The following is a 17,428-nucleotide window of genomic DNA, read 5'->3' on the forward strand; positions in this document are numbered from 1 at the left end:
GTCGCCTCCCGCCCTCGGCACCCAAACGGCACCCAAGATGACCCCAGGAACGAGTCAGGGGCCTGATCCGCTTTTGCGGATCAGGCCCCTGACCTGGTGTTTCAGCTGTCGGGGTGGCGGGATTTGAACCCACGACCTCTTCGTCCCGAATGAGGGTCGGGCAAGATCGGCACCTGGTCGCCTTGCTAACGGTGCAGGTCAGGGCCAAGTTTTGGGTTGGTGCGGCGGGGGCTCGGTCGGGCTCCGGAGGAAGATCATCTCCCAGAATTCTCCCAAGTCCTGATGTTGTGACCGCCTCGTGAAGGCGTGCTGCCCTTGTCGACCGCTTCACATAGGCGAGTTTGCACGCTGCTTAGAGGGGCCCGGGTACTCCTGCAGGGTGGCACCGACGGGCTTTGCGTCCTGACCCGCATGGGCAGGGCGTGTTCCCAACGCTGCGGCCCGGCCCGACGGGCCTTTGCTTGGGAATCGTGCGCCCGGACACCTGCGGCTCCTGGCGGGGCACGACGTCAGACGCGGCACTTCGTCGACTGGTTGGAACGCCCGAAGGTCACCCCCGCTGCTCGTCGGTGTCGTACAGCCGCCAGGCCGGCCACCGCGCCGCTTCGGCTTCACCGTCACCATCGCCCAGCAGATTTCGGCGGTGCAGCATGAGCCGGAGGTGGCGTGCCGCGTCGCCGTCCTCTTCCACTCCTCGATCGAGAAGCACGGGTTGGGGGGCAGCTCCGCCGATGTCGCGCACGACGGCATCCGTGGGATACCCGTGAATGGTCTCGCCGAGCGTGACAGTGGCTCCTTCCGCGAGGGAGAGGGTCTGGTACAAGCGTTTGAGCAGTACGTCCTCGCCTTCGCCTCCCAGGGGTAGGCCGTCCCGCTCCACAGCCTCAAGCAGCGCGCCGCCCACGCCTCCCCGCTTCCGCCAGAGCTTCTTGTCCCCGACCACGACCAGGTGACTGCGGGCCCGGGTGATGGCGACGTTCCACAGGTTCAGCTGTTCACCGACCCATGCGACGGAGCCCGGGTGCATACCTTCACCGACGACGAGGGAGAACACCATGACGTCGCGTTCACCGCCCTGGAAGGTGTGCACCGTACCGATGCGCAGACGCTCCTCGTCGTACGGGCTCAGTCGCTTGCGTAGGGCTTCGGCCTGTGCAGTGAAGGGAGTGACGACGCCAACGGTGGCCTCGGGCGGCAGCTGTTCCAGCAGGTAGCGGACGCTGTCGTGCACCTTGCGGATCTCGTTCTCGTTGACCCAGGAGCCACCGAACAGAGGCCGGGCGGCCCGCCCGGCCACATCCGTCCAGATCACGGCGGAACGGTTTGCCAGTGCTGGACGGCCACGGGTGTCGGTAAGAACGGTCAGCCCACCGTCGTAGAAGAACTCGTTGGAGATCCCCGCGATGTGAGGATGACAGCGGAAGTGCTCATCGAGAAGCAGCGTGCCGCCTGCGGACTGCTCGGCCGCGTGGAAGGCGGAGTGGCGCCGGTAGGCGAGGTGGTGCTTCTCCAGCCAGTCGGACCGCAGCCCGTGCCCGCGCCGGATGAGAGCCTCGCGGTGCGGGCTGGTCTTCGTGATGTGCGTCAGCTGCATGGGGTCGCCGATGACCAGGGCGCGCCGTGCGCGGAACAGCAGGGGCAGGACTTGGGGGATGGCGCATTGGCTGGCCTCGTCGATGACGACCAGGTCGAACAGGGCCGGGTCCGGTGGGAAACGCCGGGCGGAGAGGCTGGTGACCGCCCATCCGGCCACCGCGGGCGCGTTCATCGAGGTTCCCGAGCGCCCGAGGACCCTTTTCAACTGCGGCCAGTCGCCGCGTTTGCCCTCCCGGGCCGTCAACAGCTCCATGATGTGGCGGCGTCCGGCCCAGGCGGCAGCTTGGACCTTGGTGGCGAGGAACGTACGTGAACCGTCCTGGACGGCGCTCTCCGCATCGCGGAGGTCACGCGTGAGCGCTGTGTCGTCAACGACGGCCGCGCGCTCGCGCCCGTCACGCCATTCCGCCTCGGCCGCGGCGAACCCGGCGAGCGCGAGGCAGCCCGTAACGGGATCACCGGTGTACCCCTCCAGGCCGACCTTGCGCAGAAAACGGGATCGGCGCCACGATCCGAGGAAGCGCGCGCGGGAGCGGCGGCGTGCGCTGTCCTCCAGCTCCCTCGGCAGTTGCGGGCCGCCGAGCAGCTCCTGGAGTTCGGTGACGGTGATCCCGAGCTGTCCCGCATAGTGGGCTCGCGCCTCGCCTGCCTGGCGTAGCTTCAGCTCGGTCTCGGCGATGTGGGCCAGCTGCCGCCGTACCTCTGTCAGGCGGTCGGCGGCCAGCATGGTCTCCATGGCTGCCGTGGCCACGGTGGTGGACGGCTCTGGGCCGGTACGCAGCGCGTGGAGCGCGGCGGTCTCGTGCTCCGCGTTGCTCTTGCCGGTCCTCCGTGCCGAGCCGGTGCGCACGACGCTGCCGGGCACCAGCTCGTCGCAGCGGCGCCATACCTCGTCCACGGCATCGTTGTTGGTGGACGCGACGAGCACGGTCTGGCCTGCCGCGATCGCCGTGGCGACGAGATTGGCGACCAGCTGGCTCTTGCCGGTGCCGGGCGGGCCCGTGGCCACGGTGAGGCGACGGGTCATGGCGGACCGGAGAACCAAGCTCTGCGCCTCGTTGCAGGGCAGCGGAGTCACGAGGCTCGCCGGCTCGGGATCTGTGTGGGCGAGGCATCGGATGCGCTGCGAGGGGTCGGGCGCGATCACCCCGAGGGCGGTATTTCCGATCTGGTCAGTCTGTTCGGCGATGCGGGCGAAGTCGTTGAGAAGCCCCTTCGTGAAGTTCGTCTGGGGGCGTGCCGAGAACAGGACCGCGGTGTTGCGGGCCCCGTGGCCGGGTGTGCGCACGTCGATGTGGTCGGCGAGCTGGTCGGGGCGGAGCTCCTGTACGCACGGCAGCTCGAACTCCTGGGTGAGGAGGTTGCGTACCTCCACCGCCATACGGTCGTGCTGTCCTCGATGCCAGGACGGCTGAAACGTGTCGATGAGCTGGTTGGCCTCGTCCTCGCCCAGCCAGTCGTGGGCCAACTGAGGGTGTGGCTGCACCGGCCCGTACGGCTTCAGCCGCACTTCGCCCTCGTCCTGGACGATCTCGACCCGGCGCACCAGCAGGGGCGCGAACTTCGGCTGCCGCCAGGGGCTCCCGGTACGAGGCCCGGTGAGTAGCACGGCCGGATAGCCCGCCCACAGCTCGGCATCCTCCTCTGCCGCTGAATCCACCAGCGGGCCCGCTTCCTTGGGGAGCGCGACGCAGCCGTCGTCGTCGACGTCGCCGGAGATGAACCTCTCCGCGCCGTCCAGACACACGTACGACGTGCCCTGCCGACTCACGTCCATGAGAGGTGTCTCGGCACTCTCGGCCAGGACGCACTCGCGGTAGTAGTCCAGCAGGTTGGACCAGGTGGGTTGTGCGTGAGCGGACTTCACGGCGTGTGGCGGTGCAGCTTCTCCCGCGGCTGCCCGGGGCCGAGGACTCAGAGGATTCAGGATGGGGGCTCGGCCGAAGGGGCTGTCCGCGATGACGATGCGGTCGTCGACGCCGAGCGCGGACTGCACCGGCACCTGACGCCCGCTGTCCTGGGCACGCATACGCCGGTTGACATAGTGGAACAGGTCGCTGACCGTCACCGCGCTGCCGCTGTCCTTGCTGACCTTCCCTGTGCGCAGCGCCTCGATGACCTCGCCGGTGAATGCTGACGGCTTCGCATCGTCGCCGCCGCCCGCGTCCGCGTACGAGTCCTCCCCGGCCCGCGAGGACGACAGGACGTACACGCCCCTGCTCGTCAGCGGGGGCCGCTCGCCGGACTTGGCCACGGAGCCGTCACCTTGCCGGTCCGACGTACGCAGACCCACAGCGAACCCGCCGCTGCGGCAGCAGTCGATCATCACGATCTTCTGCGGTGCGACGCACTCCTCCAACGCGTCGTTGAGAAACCCGGCGCTGACTCCGGTCGCGGCCACCCGGTCGTAGTCGGTGTCCTTGGCGACGAAGTGGAACTCGCCGCCGTCACGTACGGTGCGCACGCCGTGCCCGGAGACGTACACGAACGCGAGTTCGTCCTCGTCGCGCTCCTGGAGGAACTCACCGATGACTGCTCGCATGTCATCGGCGGCGAGATCGGATTCTGTCTGTACGGAGACGAAGTTGCCGATCTTGTGGTGCTTCAGGACCTGGGTGAGTCCCCACACGTCCGCCCTTACGGAAGCCAGCGAAGAGAAGCGGCCATCGTCGTAGTGCTCGTTGCCGATCAGGAGAGCTCGGCGCTTGTGGAAGCGGGTCACGTCGCGTCGTCGTCCGATGCGGTGCCGTCGTCGCCGGCGACCCGATCCTGGAACTCCCGGACCATGCGCTCCTGTGCGGCGTCCGGACGGCCGGTGATCTTGATGGAGTCGTCCCCGATGGTGACCACGACCTTGCGGTGCCGCTCCTTAGCGCACCACTCCTTGATCAGGGTGATCAGGACCTGGGACGCCGGACGGGCGACTGCCGCGGTGGTGGCGGCCCAGAGAGCCACCTCGCCGACACCTGTGCCCTTACTGCCCGGTTCGGCGGGCTCTTCGGCGTCATGGAAGCCGACGACGAGATCGTCTGCCCTCCGAAGACTGTCGTGCAGATCCCGGGTGAGACGCTCCTGCCGGAGTGTGTCACCCCCTGTGGGCACAGTGAGTGTCCACGGCGATCCCCCGTTGTGCATGTGCCGCTCCTTGCCTTCGCGTATGCGCTTGCTGGCCTGTCCAGCGACTTTGGCACGTAGGCCGTCGAGTGGGACAGCCGGGGATGAGCTGGAGGGACGGCATCCGGCCACTCTGCCCAGCGCCGGAGGGGAGGCGCCGGACCAGCTCGAGTCGGCACGGACCGGCAAGAGCCGGCTTCTCCTCCGGGACTCTCCTTCGTACGGATCAGCCTCGGGAACGGTCGTCGGACGATGCCGGCTCCGGCATCACCCTTATCGCGAGTGCGGTGCCGTCCGGCCGGATGGAACTCGCACCCCAGTCGTCGATGTCGTCCGGCTCAGGCCAGTCATTCCGCCGCTCGTAAGTCCGTCGGCGATACTCCTCCACCTTGCCCTTCGCGAGCAGGGCGTAGAGATCTGCGGCCATGCCTGAAAACGCCTCGACCCGCGTGCCGTTGACACGGAAGACCTGGTCAGTGCCGACATACTGCTCGCCGGCGAAGCAGGCTTTCGCGTCGTGGACACTGGCAGTCCCGGCGTAGGCGGTTTCGCTGAAGTGCTTGCGGCCCTGCTCGTCGATCAAATACTGGCCGACAGCCCCGCCCCCGCCGGCCAGGGAGAGCTGCCCGGCGGCGTGCGCCCGGGCGACGACGCGGCTGAACCACGAGAACTCCTTCTCGGGGATCAAGAATGCGTTGTGCCGTTCCGCCCCCAGCTCCTTGGGGAGGGCCACGGAGTCCACGTACGGCAGGGTCCGGCGGCCGATGGGCGTATCGGCTGAATCCGCACCGGCCGCCGGTCGTAAGGGAAGCTCGACACCTCCATCCGTGTGCAGGACATGCACCGTCACACCGGCGGCGGCCAGGAACTCGGTCGAGGTCGTGAGCGCGGGAGTCGAGTTCCTCTGCCCCAGATGGAATCGCTCCACGCGCTCACTGCCCCGGGCCAGCTGCCTGTATGTCGTGCGAGAGCTTGCGGAGGTCTTCGGCGTCACGGCCTGGTGGTTGCCGTTCACGGTCACCACGAAGACTCGGGAGCCTTCACCGGGACGCCATGCCTCCAACAGGAAGTCCGGCCGCGGCCTCGCGCCCAGAGTCCCGGCCGGCTTTGTTCGCGCGAAGCCGGGAAGCAGCACGGTTTCCGCGTCGACAATGCTGATCAGGTGGTCCGGATACCTTTCGCGAAGCGCCCACTCAGCGACGGCGAGCCCGAACGCTCGGCCCAGCTCCCTTGCCTGCATGGCCCGATAGGACAGTTCGGGCGCTTTCCCCTCATCGGTAAGGCGCAGACTCCCGTGCCGGTCGGCGGCGAAGGCGCGGCAGTATTTCAGCCCCTGCCAGTGCTCAGCCAGTCCCCTGCCTCGTCCTTGCCTCGCCAACGCCGTACCGCGCGCGAATGTCGCGAGCACATCCCATGGAGTCACCCATAGGGGACCACGCTCGGCCCGGGGTAGTTGGCGCAGACCCGGCTTGCGCGGACCATGACCTTCGTTCGAGGTCTTCTTTTTCGCCCGCTCGCGGTCGACGGCGTTGGCTGCTTTCTCCACTCCGGCGCTGAGTTCGGCCGATGAGTTCACCTGCACGGTCAGAAGGTCACCGAGACGCTTGATCACGTCGAAGGCCGTGGGGTCCATGCAAAGGGACGGTAGGAACTCCCGATGTCGACGACAAGAATGCGATTCAGGCCATGGTGGCGCAGTCGCCCGACTCCGTGAGTAGCTGGACGAGGTTCTTCTGGTTGTACGCAGCAATGCCGTGGTATCCCCGGCGCGTATCCCGTGCGTCCATGGCGAGGCTCCGGTCCTGGGGCCCGACAGCCAGGTGGGCGAGAAGTTGCCAATCAGCCAGTGGCTGATTGGCAACCTGATGCTCCGGCGCTGCTTCCTTGATCCTGCTGTGCCAGACCACATGGGAGGAGCATGGCAGTGGCACGGAAGTTGCGGACCTCAGCTGCGCGTGGACGTCGGCAGCGGCATCTCAAGATCGGGGCCACCGCCGGTGGCCTCGGCCTTGTCGTGGTAGTGGCGTTTTGGGGCGTGATCTGGCCCTATCTCGTCGGTGCACTTGCTCTCAGTAGCCTCGGCGGTGGCGGGTGGTGGCTGTGGCACACCGACCGGTTCATCAGGGGCGGTGATCGGCAGTGGCGGCATGACGAGGCCGTGCGGGCAGGGCAGCGGACACTTGCCGAGATTGACCTCATGACGGGGACGGAATTTGAGGACTTCGTCGGGAAGCTGTGTCGTCGTGACGGGTGCACTGATGTGCGGAGGGTCGGTGGCTCGCACGACAATGGGGCTGACGTGCTGGGTCACCTTCCCGATGGGCGGAGCATGGTGATCCAGTGCAAGCGGTACGCGCCCAAGCGCAAGATCCCCAGCCGGGAGGTCCGGGATCTGCTTGGTGCGAAGGTGCATTTCAAGGCCGACGTGGCGATCTTCGTGGCCACCACTTATTTCAGTGGCCCGGCAGAGATGTTCGCCGCGGAGAACGACATCCTGGCGGTCCACCGTGATCACTTCGGTCTGTGGAACAACGGTGCCTCGCTGCTGTCGCTCAGTGCGGTCAACGGTACGGGGCAGGGAGACCGTCGGCACCGGGAGCGCTGGAAGGAGACGTACGGGTAGGAGCGTCTTTCACCGGGCGTAGTAGTCGGATCGCCGGTGGTTTACCGGGCAGGTCGCCGAACATCAGGTCCCACGCGTTGGTGGGCGGGTAAGAGACGGGTCTCGGCGAACTGCAGGGGCGCCTTTGCCGCAGTGGTGAAGGCGGCGGGGCCTTCTGGGAGGTGGGTGAGGACGCCGAGGAGGAGGGTGTGGGAGACGGCCAGGAGGGGGCCGTGGCGCCTAGCGGTGTGGTGGAGGAAGGCGGCGCAGTGGCGGGCACGGGTGTGGAGGTCGGTGAGGCTTTCGCCGTCTTCGCAGCGTAGGGAGGGGTTGGCGAGGCGGCGGGCTCGCCAGGCGCGGTAGGCCGGTGGGTAGGTCTCGGCCGTGCGGCCGAGAACGATGCTCGGGGCGCGCCATTCGGCAAGGAGGCCGGAGGTGGCCACGATCGGCAGGCCCGAGAGGTGCGAGACGAGGGTGGCGGTCTGACGGGCGCGGGGGATCGGGCTGGTGACGATCGCGGTGATTCCCTCAGGGAGGGGCAAGGAGCGGCGTACCTGCTCGCGGCCCTCCTGCGTGAGGGCGGCTTCGTGCGGGGCGTGGTAGCCGGGGCGGTGGCCTTCGTAGGCGCCGTGGCGCATGAGCCAGATGTCAGCCAAGGATCCAGCCTCCGTCGACGCGCAGGGTCTGGCCGGTGATGAAGCCGGCGTCGTCGGTTGCGAGGAAGGCGACGGCCGAGGCGATGTCCTCCGGGCGGCCCCGGCGCTGGACGCACTGGCGGGCGAGTTGCCTGACGGTCATGGCTTCCGAGTCGTCGACGACGGTGTCCTCAGCGGGGACGCGGATGGAACCGGGGGCGACACAGTTCACGGTGATGCCGGCTGGGCCGAGTTCGCGTGCGAGGGCACGGGTGAGTCCTTCGAGGCCGGCCTTGGCACTGATGTAGCCGGCGAGGTCGTGACGGCCCGCCGTGGCGAGGACCGAGCCGATGGTGATGATCCGGCCCCAGCCGGCGGCCGTCATGGCAGGGGTCAGCTCGTGGGCGAGGAGGTAGTGGCTGGTCAGGTTAGAGGCCAGAGCCCCGTCCCAGTGAGCTGGCGTTGTCTCCGTCCACGGGCGGCGCGGGTAGGCGCCGGCGTTGCTGACCAGGATGTCGATCGGACCGAGCCGCTCGTGGGCCTGGTGGCAGAGGGCGCGCGTGGCCTCGGCGTCGCGGAGGTCGGCTGCCAGGGAGATTGCGGCGCCGCCGCTGTCGGTGATGTGGGCGGCGAGCTCGGCTGCGGCCAGGTTGTCGTCGAGGTGCGCGAGGGCGACGGTGGCGCCGTCGGCAGCGAGCCGGCGGGCGATGGCCGAGCCGAGGCCGCCGGTGGCTCCGGTGACCAGGGCGGTGCGGCCGTTCAGGAGGCCGGGCATGGCGACTCCAGCGGGCAGAAGTAGGTGGCGGGGGCGAAGGCGGGGCTCATGGCCTCGGCGAGCCGGGCGAGGAGGACGAGCCGGTCCTCAGCGGTCAGGTCGGCCAAGTTGAAGACGCCGAGGATGCGCATGGCGAGGTAGGGGCGGAGCAGGTTCGCCAGGTCCTCGCCGGGCCAGAGACGGTCCGCGACTGGTCGTACGAGCTTGTTCCAGTACGCGGTCACGGCGGCTCGCCGAGGTGCAGAGAGGCGCGGCGTGTAGTCGATGTCGATGGTGCTGGTGGCGTGATCGATCGCCGCTCGTCGGATCTCGGGGGTGTTGGCCGGGACGTGGGTGAAGGTGGCGGGGTGGTCGGCGAAGGCGGTCGGGTTGTACGTGGGTACGAGCCAGCCGCCGAGAGCGGAGGCGTACCAGAGGAAGTTGGCGAACTCGCCGGGGATGCTGTTCATCCCTGCGGTGTCGTAGTCGAACCAGGCGAGCGGATGGGCGAGGTTGACGTCGGTGGGGTCGCCTTGGGTGAGGGCCGCCCAGACCGGCTCTGCCGTGGCGAAGTGCCCGCGCAGCCAACGGAGGGTGGCGGCCCAATCCAGGTGGTGTCGGCGGCCGTTGATCTTCAGGGCGTAGGTGTTGAGGCGGGATACCGGGATGTCGACGAGGCCGTCGGCGATCAGGAAGTCCTTGCCGGCGTAGTACGTGTCGAGTCGGCCGCCGGGTGCCGCGCGGTCCCAGTACAGCTTGCGGACGACGTGCGCCGGATCGGCCGGCCATGCCGTTGTGAGGATGACCTTCTGGTACGCGGCCGTGAGCTGGTCCATGTAGGTGTGGAGGTGGCTGGTCGGTCCGTTTGTGTTGAGAAGGTCGAGCAGAAGTCCCTGGTTGGTGCCGCCGGGCAGGCGTTCGTACGTGAGTAAATGCCCGCCCGGGACGCGCAGATGAACGTGGAGGGTGGGGACGCGGTAGTGCCGGGCCAGGCGGGCGTGGCCGCGGATCTCCTCGCGAGCCTCGGCCGGGTTGCGGGTGTACTTCAGGAGCAGCGAGTGGCCGAAGAGGTTGACCGGGCAGAGCAGGTTGCGGGTGAAGCGTCGCACCGGCCCGACCCGAAAGAGAGGCCGGAAGGTCATCGCCCCACCTCGTTGAGTAGTTCGAGGCCGACCTGGGCCAGCGCGGCGGGCGGGAAGGCGTCCATGTGCACGTCCGAGTTCGGGGCGATGGCGTCGCGGACGGGGCAGAGGTCGCCCTGGTGCATGCGGTCGGACAGGTTGGTGGCGACGGCATGGTGGTGCGACAGGCCGGTGCGCCACTTGCTGTGGCTGTGGCGCGCGTACAGGCCGATGACCGGCGGTCCGCCGCGATCCTGGCCGCCGCGCGCCATCGCGGCGAGGTGGGTGAGGCCGGTGTCGTTGCCGACGATCAGTTGGCAGTGTGGGAAGAGGTCGACGAGGCCGTCGGCCGGCATCCCGTCGATGTGGAGGGCTTGCACGTGACGCCGGGGAGCCTCCGCCGTGACGCGGAGGCCGTGGCCTGGGTTACCGCCGATGAGCAGCAGCCGGGCCTGGGCCTGCTGTGCCTCGGCGATGTGCTCGGCGAGGGCGATGAAGCGCTGGGCGGTGTAGTCCTTGCGCTCCGGCCAACTGGTGGCGGTGATGGCGGCGATGGTCAGACCGCCCAGCCAGCCCACCGAGCGCAGCTCCTCCACGAGGTTGTTCGGCCCGGTCGCGAGGGTGGGAGCGAACGGAGCCGTGCCGGGCAGGCGGATGCCTAGGCGGCGCTCCAGAGCCAGGTAGTGGCGGGCGGGCAGGTCCGGGTGGGTGCGGCCGTCGCTCGACCAGCACGGCGGGGCGGCTGGGTCGAGCACCAGGCTCACCGCCGTCTCCGAGCCGTGCGCCTCAACGCCCGTGCGGTCGCCGATCACGGCTCGCCAGCCGCTGGGAGCGCTGGCCTGGGGCTGCGTGATCAGCCCCGTGCGGGCGATCAGCCCTGCGTACGGACCCACCGCCCGGACGGCCACGCGTACCGACCGCAACCGCATCCAATCGAGGACCGCGCGGACCCCCGACAGTGCGAGGAGCGTGTCACCGAGCTTCCCCTCGAAGGCCACGACGATCTCGCCGCACCCGCTCAGGCGGTGGACAAGCTCGGCGGAGGCAGCCAGGGGTAGCGGTGCGCCGACGGGAACGCTGTCCCGGTCGTATCCGAGCGGGGTGGTGTGGACGGCCCCGGCGGGGATGATCAGGGAACCGTGGTGGGACCGGATCCCCGCCGGGGCCAGAGCTGTCATTCCGCGCCCTCGATCGTGGTGAGCGAGACGAGCGGCAGACCGAGGTCGGTGAGCAGGTCGCGGGCTCCGCGGGTCGTGTCCTCCACCAGGCAGGCCGCCGCCAGCGGGACGGCGCGGGCCTCGCGGAGGCGGCGGGTGAGGTCGGCGAGGGTCCGGCCGGTGGTGATCTCGTCGTCCACGATGATGATGCGCCGGCCGGGAGTGATGCCGTACGCGAAGACGTCGGTGCGCATCGCGTGGGGCTCGCAGAAGCGGACCGCGCCGTCGAGCGGGAGGTGCAGCTTCCAGGCGATCTTGTACGGGAGTTGAGCGGCGCCGGCGAGGGAGACGGTTGGCAGGATGCCGCCGGCGTCCAGGCCGAGGAGGAAGTCCACGGAGCCGAGTTCTTCCGGGACCTGCTCCTGGAGCAGACGCCACAGGTCGGCTCCTGTGTTGGCGAGGGTCTCGGGGTGGACCGGGTCCTCGAGGCCGTCCAAGGAATGGATGACGCGCTCACGGCGGCTCGTGGCTCCGACGCTGAGCCGTTCGACGATCCGGGCGGTGAAGGATGGCACGGCGATGGTTTCGGGCATGGCGAAGCTCCTGTCGGACGGAGAACGAGGAGGGAGAGGGAGCCTGTTCAGGCGGCGAGCTGGGCGGCGTACCAGGTGAGGAGCTGGTCGACGGCCACGGTGACGGGCTTGAGGACGAGCTCGGCCTCGCCGTCGCGCCAAGCGCTGGAGATCTCGGCCAGGGAGGGCGTCGCGAGGGCCGTCAGGCCCGGCATGCGGGAGGCTGCGGCGAGGATCCGATCGGGGCCGGACTCCCACTGGTTGTGCTCGCGCAGGAGCAGGCGGCAGGCGAGTACGAGGTGCTTGTAGAGCTGTCGCAGTGCGGTCGGCGCCGCGTCGGCGCGTAGACGGCGCATGGTCAGGATGACCTGGGGGAGTTCCCGGACAGCGGCGAACGCCAGCTCGCCTCGGCTGATCGTCGGCAGTTCGAGGCTGGGTGCGGCATGCAGAACAGGGCTGCCCTGCTGGAGCTGGTGGAGGACGAACGCCAGGCGCGGGGTGAGGCGTCGGGCGGTCAGTTCGCCGGGGGTGACGAGGGTGGGGCCGAGGGAGGCGGCACCGCCGAGAGCGGTCCGGTACTGCTCCAGGGCCTCGTGTACCCGGCCGATGGCCTCGTGCTCGGCGATCACGAGGAGGTCCAGGTCGGACCAGCCAACGATCCAGCTGCCCTCGCCGGGGCTGCCGGTCAGGGCGGCGAGCCGTACGCCGGGGCCGTAGGCCCGTACCGCGTCGGTGAAGTCGGCCGTCGCCGAGGCTACGGCGGCAGGCAGTCCCAGCCCGTACGGAGTGGCCGCGCGCAGCGCCGTGGATGCGGGCGGGGCCGCGATGCGCCGGAGCCGGGCGCGGAGGGCGGCGATGCTGCCGGTGTTGTCGATGACGTGGTCGGCGAGCGCGGCTACCTGGTGGGCGCCACGGCTCATCTTGATCTCGTCCTTCGCGGCGACGGCCTGTGCCGGAGTGCCGGACCGCTCGACGCGAAGGGCGAACGAGGCGTCCAGGTAGACGATCTGGAGCGCGTCGCCCATGAGTCGCTTGAGCTCGGCGATCGAGGCGTCGTCGTGGACGGACTCGATGGTGAACAACTCCGTGTCGACGTGCGCGTCCGCGAAACGGTTCAGCTCACCGAGCAGTAACTCGGCCTGCCGACGGGGCGACAGGGCGTACGGGTCCGCGAGACCCTCCCGGTGCGCCGCCTGCCGCAACAGGAAGCCGATCTTGAAGCGTTGCGCACCGCAGGTGCGCTGGACGAACTCGGCGCTGGTGCTCTTGCCGCACTCGCTCAGTCCACCGAAGGCGAGGACCCGGCGCAGCCGCCGACTCGGCTTGATCTCTGCGGGGGCGGCGCCGTCCCGGCCGTACAGCTTGAAGCGAGCCGGTACGGGGAGCCGGCGGCGGCCTGCGACGACGTCGGAGACCAGCGCGTTGAGGGCGGCGCACAGTTCCTCCCGTTGGCCGTGAAGGACGGGGACACGTCTGCGGGCCAACTCGTCCCGGGCAGCTACCCGTTCGCTGTGCCAGATCCTCAGTGTCAGCACCGAGAGGCGGTCGACGACGGAGGCGAGCGTCTCGGTGTGCAGCGGTATGTCGGCGCGGCCCGCGTCGGCCAGCGAGCCGAGGACCTCGTCAGCCCGCTCGGCGAGCAGGTTCCGTTCGGCATTGAGCTGGTCGATCTCGCGCTTGCAGTCGGCGACCTGGGCGGCGGAGAGTAAGGCGCCGCGCACCCGGTCCTCGGTGTCCCACAGGCGCCCGTTGACGGTGTGGAGCCGGGTGATGATGTCGTCCAGGCGGTTCCGGTCCTTGTCCGGGAGCGCGGCGATGGCGCGGGACAGGCCGGACGGCAGAACCAGGGGCGGGGAATTCTGAGTCATCGGGGCCTCCCGTTGGTGGGTTGGTTGAGGCCAAGGCGAGCGATCAGGTCGGCGTGGACGTCGTTCAGGGAGCGGCCCTCGCAGTCGACGACCGCGGTGAACACACCATGATCGACCTGGCGGAGCAGAACCGCGTGCAGTGTCTTCTGGTACTCCGGGTAGATCCCGGTCCACGGGCGGCCCTCGCGGGCGCTGGTGATGGCGTAACTGCGTTCGGCGTCGGATGACGGGAGGAGGAGGATGGAGGTCTCGGGTGCGGCGGCCCGCGAACCGGCGATTCCCGTCACGGTCTTGAACGCCTCGCCGACGGTCAGCCCGTCCTTGACCATGCAGGTCGCCGCGGCCACGGCGAGAAGCATGGGCAAGCCCCGGTCCAGCAGACCCGTTCGCCCGCTCTCGCGTGCGGCGGCCCGCTTGGCATGACCGGCGAGTAGCATCTCGGTCAGCTCGACGGTCGTGGACGTCTCGAACCACCACCGGGCGTAGTCGCCGACGGCCGCCCGTGCCCAGGGTTCGCGATCGTGCTCGTGGACCGCGCCCAGCGGCTGGAAGTGCCCCCACCGTTCAGCCAGCCGCACCAGGTGGGTCGTCTTGCCGACGTTGTCAGGGCCGTTGAGGCTGACGAAGTCCGGGGCTTGCGTCATCGCTCACGCCTCGCGGATCGGGGTGCCGAGGACGGAGGTGATCGCGTACGTGTTGGCGGCGATGAACTCGGCGAGCTCCGGGGGCATCAGGTTCAGTTCGCGGACCGCCTCGCCGGTGAACGGGACGCGTACCACCTCGTACTCGCCCCGTTCCGGCTTCGCGAACTCCGTCCCCGTACGCGCGGCCAGGTCCATCGACTCCAGGCGCGCGGCGAAGATGTGCTGGACGCCGACGCCGCCCTCCAGCTGGTCGGTGATCAGGTGGACCAGCTCGGCGCGCGCCAGCTTGCCGCCGAGCTCCTCGAACACCTCGCGGTGCAGAGCGGACTCGATGGTCGCGTCGTCCGCCTCGACCCCTCCGCCGACCGTCACCCAGTACGGCTGCCTGCCCGGCTTGGTGCGCTTGATCAGGACCAGTTCGTCGCCGTCGAGGAGGATGGCGCGGGCGTTGCGCTTGACGATGTCGGTCATGCCGGTTGCTCCTTCTGGTGGTGGTGCAGGAGAGAACGGCGGAGGGGCTGCCTGGTGGTGGCCGGCCCCGGCGCGGTGGATTCAGCATGGAGCAAGACGGTTGCAGAGTGTGATGTACGGATGCTGCAGCAATGCCGCAGCGCTGCTGAACAAGGCTGGCTACGCTGGTCGTTCGGTCGTTTCGCCGGGTGATGGACAGGGGGTGCCACGGTGGTCACGGTGCAGAGATGGTCCGGCCGGGAGGCCCGGCTGCTACGCGATGCCCTGCGCATGAGCCTGCGGGATTTCGCCGCGTACCTGGGGGTCAGCGACCGTACTGTGTCGAACTGGGAGGCAGGCGGTGCCGGCTACCAGCCTCGCGCCGAGTCTCAGGGCATTCTCGACACCGCGCTCGGTCGCGCACCCGACGACGCGAGAACCCGGTTCGCGGAAGCGCAGGGAATGAGTGACACGGCTGCACCTGTCACAGGGCGGATAGAAGTCGACTCTCACAAGTTCCTGCCGGTCTTCATCGGTGTCGAGCGCGCCAGCCGACTTCGGGAGTATCTGACACCGAGTGGGGGCGCTCAGTGGCTGGAGTCCTCCTCGACCCGACTGGACCACCCCGAGGCGCAGAGCTGTGTCCTGCACGTCTTCGCATGCGGGGTGGCCGTCTTCCACCTTGTCCAGCCGCACGAACCCGCCGCGTTGACCGACCTGGCCGTCTGGCGCTACCGCTCCTACGCGTCCGACCTTCCGTGGGCCCGGGACAAGATCCGCGAACTCCTCGAAGGGGACCACGCCGGGGCCCCCAACCCTGAATACGTCCTTTCCCTCTATTGGCTCACCTCCGGTCCGTGGGCCGGGGACGCCTACGACACCGCGCTGCGCTTGCTCTCCACTCCCTCGGTTCTGGTCGACCGCGGGGCGCCGGGTGGTCCCGCGCCCTTAGCCTGCACGGTCGAGGAGTCGCTTCTTGCCACGGGCTTCGACCACCCGGACATCGTTTCCTTCGGCGTACGGGGAGTGTCCACCGCCTACGCCGGCTGGTCCGGCGTCGCCTACGCCTCCCACTCCAGCGAGCGCAGCCTCACCACCGATGAGCTGGTCGCCTGCGAGCTGACCGTCCAGGCCCTGTGGTGTTTCACCCGCCACATCCAGCAGATGGTCGAGGACGGCCAGGACCCCTCCATGCCGGAGCGGTACGGCTGGCGATTCCTGCGTGCCGCGGCTTCCCGGCTCACCACCGCCCGTGCTCAGGAGACCGCGCAGCACGTCCTGATGCGGGAGGCCATCATGAAGACCAGCGGATTGGCCGAACGGCTGCGCACCGCGCAGGAAGCTCTGCGCGAGAGCGCCGGCTGAGAACGGGCAGGAGTGAGGGCCGATGGACATCAGCAGTGCCGCACTGGTCGTGATCGACATGCAGAACGGCTTTGTGAACCACCACAGTCGCCACGTCGTGCCCGTAGTCGCCGACCTCGTCGCCAGATGGTCCGCCGCCGGGCGCCCTGTCGTCTTCACCCGGTACTTCAACTATCCCGACAGCCCCTACGAGCGCTTCTTTCAATGGCGCCGACTCCAGCAGCCACCCGAGACCGACATCGTTCCCGAGCTTGCCGAGGCGGCGGGCCACGCGCACGCAGGCGTCGACAAGACCGGATACACGCTCTTCACACCCGAGGCCGCAGAACTGATGCGACGGGCCGGCTGGACCGACCTCGTCTTCTGCGGAATCGCCACCGAGAGCTGCGTTCTGAAGTCCGCCGCAGACGCCTTCGAGCACGGATACGCACCCTGGATCGTCACGGACGCCTGTGCCAGCGACGCCGGCCCGGACGTCCACGACGCCGGTCTGCTCGTCGCCCGGCGCCTGATCGGAACAGGCCAACTCGTGGACGTCGAGCATGTGATGGGCCAACTTGATACGCGTGTGGCCGACCCGGTGCTGGAATAGCCCCATGGCCGACGCACCGTTCGACACCGACCTGATCATCATCGGCGGAGGACCGGCGGGCTGCGCCGCCGCCCGTATGGCCGCCGGCGTGGGCATGCGCTCGGTCCTGGTCGAGCCGGACCGGCTGTGCCGCAATCTCTACCGGATCCCGGCCTTGAACAACGTCCTCGGCGGCCACACCAACGGCGCCGACCTGGCCGACGCCATCGTGGCGGAGCTGAAGAGCACCGAGCTGTGCCGCCTCGAACTCGGCAGGCGTGTCACCGAACTCCGCGTCGACGACGACCAGGTGACCGCCACGGTCGACACCGGTGTACGTCTCACGGCTCCGTACGCCGTCGTCGCCACCGGCGTCGGCCCCCTCCAGCCCCACGACGTCACCTGGATCACCGCCCCCGGCTCCCTCTCCCTGCCCCCGCTCTGGGAGGCCGAAGCCGACGACGCTCAGGGGCGCACCCTCCTCATCCTGGGCGGCGACCGCCCGATCGGTACGTTCCTGCGCGCCCACCCGACCACAGACACCCGCCTGCTCGTGGTGTACCCGGCAGCCGACGCGTACAAGATCGAGGAGATCCGGGACGATCCGCGCGTCGCCCTCGTCCCCGTCGAGCACCTGACGATGAAGGCCGCAGACGGCACCCCGGTGTCGGCGGAAGCAATGAGCCAGGACGGCACGCGGCGGACGATCACAGCGGATTCGGCCTACCTCAGCATCGGCAACGCCCCGACCGCCCCGCTCGGCGATCTCACCCGGAGCCCGGACGGATACTGCCCGCCGACCGACCAGCACCCCCGCGTCATCGTGGCCGGCGACCTCCGCTCCGCCCGCTTCCAGCGGATCATGACCGCTCTGGGGTCAGGCAGCGAGGCCGCACTACACGCCTACTACATGGCCAGGGACGTGCCCACCAAGGGCTGAGACCACAGCGGTGGGATACGCGGGACGACCTACGCACTC

17 protein-coding genes are annotated in these 17,428 nt (G+C 69.1%); 4 read left to right on the forward strand and 13 right to left on the reverse strand.

Annotated features, from left to right (window positions below; genetic code table 11):
• Nucleotides 1-352: 352 nt before the first annotated feature.
• From ACFW9Z_RS12280 to ACFW9Z_RS12300, 5 genes are all read right to left on the reverse strand, one after another.
• Entirely contained in the window at nt 353-505 is a 153-nt protein-coding gene (locus ACFW9Z_RS12280) for an SEC-C metal-binding domain-containing protein (protein ID WP_079277050.1), read from the reverse strand.
• A gap of 45 nt (nt 506-550) precedes the next feature.
• A complete protein-coding gene (locus ACFW9Z_RS12285) occupies nt 551-4,318 on the reverse strand; it encodes an AAA domain-containing protein (RefSeq protein ID WP_384638405.1) in 3,768 nt (1,255 codons plus the stop codon).
• Nucleotides 4,315-4,731, reverse strand: coding sequence for a hypothetical protein (locus tag ACFW9Z_RS12290; RefSeq protein ID WP_073800187.1), 417 nt, complete (start codon nt 4,729-4,731; stop codon nt 4,315-4,317). The genes ACFW9Z_RS12285 and ACFW9Z_RS12290 overlap by 4 nt, the downstream gene beginning before the upstream one ends.
• A 205-nt stretch (nt 4,732-4,936) precedes the next feature.
• Nucleotides 4,937-6,343 carry a hypothetical protein gene (locus ACFW9Z_RS12295; RefSeq protein WP_384638408.1) on the reverse strand — a complete coding sequence of 469 codons (1,407 nt, stop codon included), beginning with the start codon at nt 6,341-6,343 and terminating at the stop codon, nt 4,937-4,939.
• A 312-nt stretch (nt 6,344-6,655) separates the two neighbouring features.
• Nucleotides 6,656-7,021, reverse strand: coding sequence for a hypothetical protein (locus tag ACFW9Z_RS12300; RefSeq protein WP_384638877.1), 366 nt, complete (start codon nt 7,019-7,021; stop codon nt 6,656-6,658).
• Here ACFW9Z_RS12300 and ACFW9Z_RS12305 point away from each other — a divergent pair.
• The gene (locus tag ACFW9Z_RS12305) at nt 6,908-7,333 is read left to right on the forward strand and encodes a restriction endonuclease (RefSeq protein ID WP_258047161.1); all 426 of its coding nucleotides are present in this window, start codon (nt 6,908-6,910) and stop codon (nt 7,331-7,333) included. The genes ACFW9Z_RS12300 and ACFW9Z_RS12305 overlap by 114 nt on opposite strands.
• A 41-nt stretch (nt 7,334-7,374) precedes the next feature.
• Here ACFW9Z_RS12305 and ACFW9Z_RS12310 read toward each other — a convergent pair whose 3' ends face one another.
• From ACFW9Z_RS12310 to ACFW9Z_RS12345, 8 genes are read right to left on the reverse strand one after another with little or no spacing between them, the layout of a single operon-like run.
• A complete protein-coding gene (locus tag ACFW9Z_RS12310) occupies nt 7,375-7,968 on the reverse strand; it encodes a histidine phosphatase family protein (protein WP_384638411.1) in 594 nt (197 codons plus the stop codon).
• Nucleotides 7,961-8,722, reverse strand: coding sequence for an SDR family NAD(P)-dependent oxidoreductase (locus ACFW9Z_RS12315; protein ID WP_369165646.1), 762 nt, complete (start codon nt 8,720-8,722; stop codon nt 7,961-7,963). Before ACFW9Z_RS12315 ends, ACFW9Z_RS12310 begins: the two co-directional genes overlap by 8 nt.
• The gene (locus tag ACFW9Z_RS12320; protein ID WP_384638414.1) at nt 8,707-9,843 is read right to left on the reverse strand and encodes a hypothetical protein; all 1,137 of its coding nucleotides are present in this window, start codon (nt 9,841-9,843) and stop codon (nt 8,707-8,709) included. The genes ACFW9Z_RS12315 and ACFW9Z_RS12320 overlap by 16 nt, the downstream gene beginning before the upstream one ends.
• On the reverse strand, nt 9,840-11,000 hold the full coding sequence (locus tag ACFW9Z_RS12325) for a glycosyltransferase family 9 protein (protein ID WP_384638417.1): 1,161 nt from the start codon (nt 10,998-11,000) through the stop codon (nt 9,840-9,842). Before ACFW9Z_RS12325 ends, ACFW9Z_RS12320 begins: the two co-directional genes overlap by 4 nt.
• On the reverse strand, nt 10,997-11,572 hold the full coding sequence (locus ACFW9Z_RS12330; protein ID WP_384638420.1) for a phosphoribosyltransferase: 576 nt from the start codon (nt 11,570-11,572) through the stop codon (nt 10,997-10,999). The genes ACFW9Z_RS12325 and ACFW9Z_RS12330 overlap by 4 nt, the downstream gene beginning before the upstream one ends.
• Before the next feature lie 47 nt (nt 11,573-11,619).
• Nucleotides 11,620-13,419, reverse strand: a complete 1,800-nt coding sequence (locus tag ACFW9Z_RS12335) for a DUF4254 domain-containing protein (protein WP_384638423.1) — start codon at nt 13,417-13,419, stop codon at nt 11,620-11,622.
• The gene (locus ACFW9Z_RS12340) at nt 13,416-14,063 is read right to left on the reverse strand and encodes a hypothetical protein (RefSeq protein ID WP_073800195.1); all 648 of its coding nucleotides are present in this window, start codon (nt 14,061-14,063) and stop codon (nt 13,416-13,418) included. The genes ACFW9Z_RS12335 and ACFW9Z_RS12340 overlap by 4 nt, the downstream gene beginning before the upstream one ends.
• Before the next feature lie 3 nt (nt 14,064-14,066).
• Entirely contained in the window at nt 14,067-14,534 is a 468-nt protein-coding gene (locus tag ACFW9Z_RS12345; protein WP_384638426.1) for an NUDIX domain-containing protein, read from the reverse strand.
• Nucleotides 14,535-14,753: 219 nt separating this feature from the next.
• Here ACFW9Z_RS12345 and ACFW9Z_RS12350 point away from each other — a divergent pair, with 219 nt between their 5' ends.
• From ACFW9Z_RS12350 to ACFW9Z_RS12360, 3 genes are read left to right on the forward strand one after another with little or no spacing between them, the layout of a single operon-like run.
• Nucleotides 14,754-15,878 (forward strand): helix-turn-helix domain-containing protein, encoded by a 1,125-nt coding sequence (locus tag ACFW9Z_RS12350; RefSeq protein WP_384638429.1) that lies wholly within the window; start codon nt 14,754-14,756, stop codon nt 15,876-15,878.
• Nucleotides 15,879-15,900: 22 nt separating this feature from the next.
• On the forward strand, nt 15,901-16,470 hold the full coding sequence (locus ACFW9Z_RS12355; RefSeq protein ID WP_384638432.1) for an isochorismatase family cysteine hydrolase: 570 nt from the start codon (nt 15,901-15,903) through the stop codon (nt 16,468-16,470).
• Nucleotides 16,471-16,474: 4 nt separating this feature from the next.
• Nucleotides 16,475-17,389: an FAD-dependent oxidoreductase gene (locus tag ACFW9Z_RS12360; protein ID WP_384638435.1), complete on the forward strand. Its 915-nt coding sequence runs from the start codon at nt 16,475-16,477 to the stop codon at nt 17,387-17,389.
• Nucleotides 17,390-17,428 lie beyond the last annotated feature (39 nt).

Source organism: Streptomyces sp. NPDC059452, assembly GCF_042750035.1.
Classification (GTDB): Bacteria; Actinomycetota; Actinomycetes; order Streptomycetales; family Streptomycetaceae; genus Streptomyces.

Coding starts and splice junctions, on each gene's coding strand:
- ACFW9Z_RS12335 (WP_384638423.1), bottom strand. CDS start 13,419: ATGACTCAGAATTCCCCGCCCCTGGTTCTGCCGTCCGGCCTGTCCCGC.
- ACFW9Z_RS12295 (WP_384638408.1), bottom strand. CDS start 6,343: ATGGACCCCACGGCCTTCGACGTGATCAAGCGTCTCGGTGACCTTCTG.
- ACFW9Z_RS12305 (WP_258047161.1), top strand. CDS start 6,908: ATGACGGGGACGGAATTTGAGGACTTCGTCGGGAAGCTGTGTCGTCGT.
- ACFW9Z_RS12340 (WP_073800195.1), bottom strand. CDS start 14,063: ATGACGCAAGCCCCGGACTTCGTCAGCCTCAACGGCCCTGACAACGTC.
- ACFW9Z_RS12355 (WP_384638432.1), top strand. CDS start 15,901: ATGGACATCAGCAGTGCCGCACTGGTCGTGATCGACATGCAGAACGGC.
- ACFW9Z_RS12330 (WP_384638420.1), bottom strand. CDS start 11,572: ATGCCCGAAACCATCGCCGTGCCATCCTTCACCGCCCGGATCGTCGAA.
- ACFW9Z_RS12290 (WP_073800187.1), bottom strand. CDS start 4,731: ATGCACAACGGGGGATCGCCGTGGACACTCACTGTGCCCACAGGGGGT.
- ACFW9Z_RS12325 (WP_384638417.1), bottom strand. CDS start 11,000: ATGACAGCTCTGGCCCCGGCGGGGATCCGGTCCCACCACGGTTCCCTG.
- ACFW9Z_RS12320 (WP_384638414.1), bottom strand. CDS start 9,843: ATGACCTTCCGGCCTCTCTTTCGGGTCGGGCCGGTGCGACGCTTCACC.
- ACFW9Z_RS12315 (WP_369165646.1), bottom strand. CDS start 8,722: ATGCCCGGCCTCCTGAACGGCCGCACCGCCCTGGTCACCGGAGCCACC.
- ACFW9Z_RS12360 (WP_384638435.1), top strand. CDS start 16,475: ATGGCCGACGCACCGTTCGACACCGACCTGATCATCATCGGCGGAGGA.
- ACFW9Z_RS12345 (WP_384638426.1), bottom strand. CDS start 14,534: ATGACCGACATCGTCAAGCGCAACGCCCGCGCCATCCTCCTCGACGGC.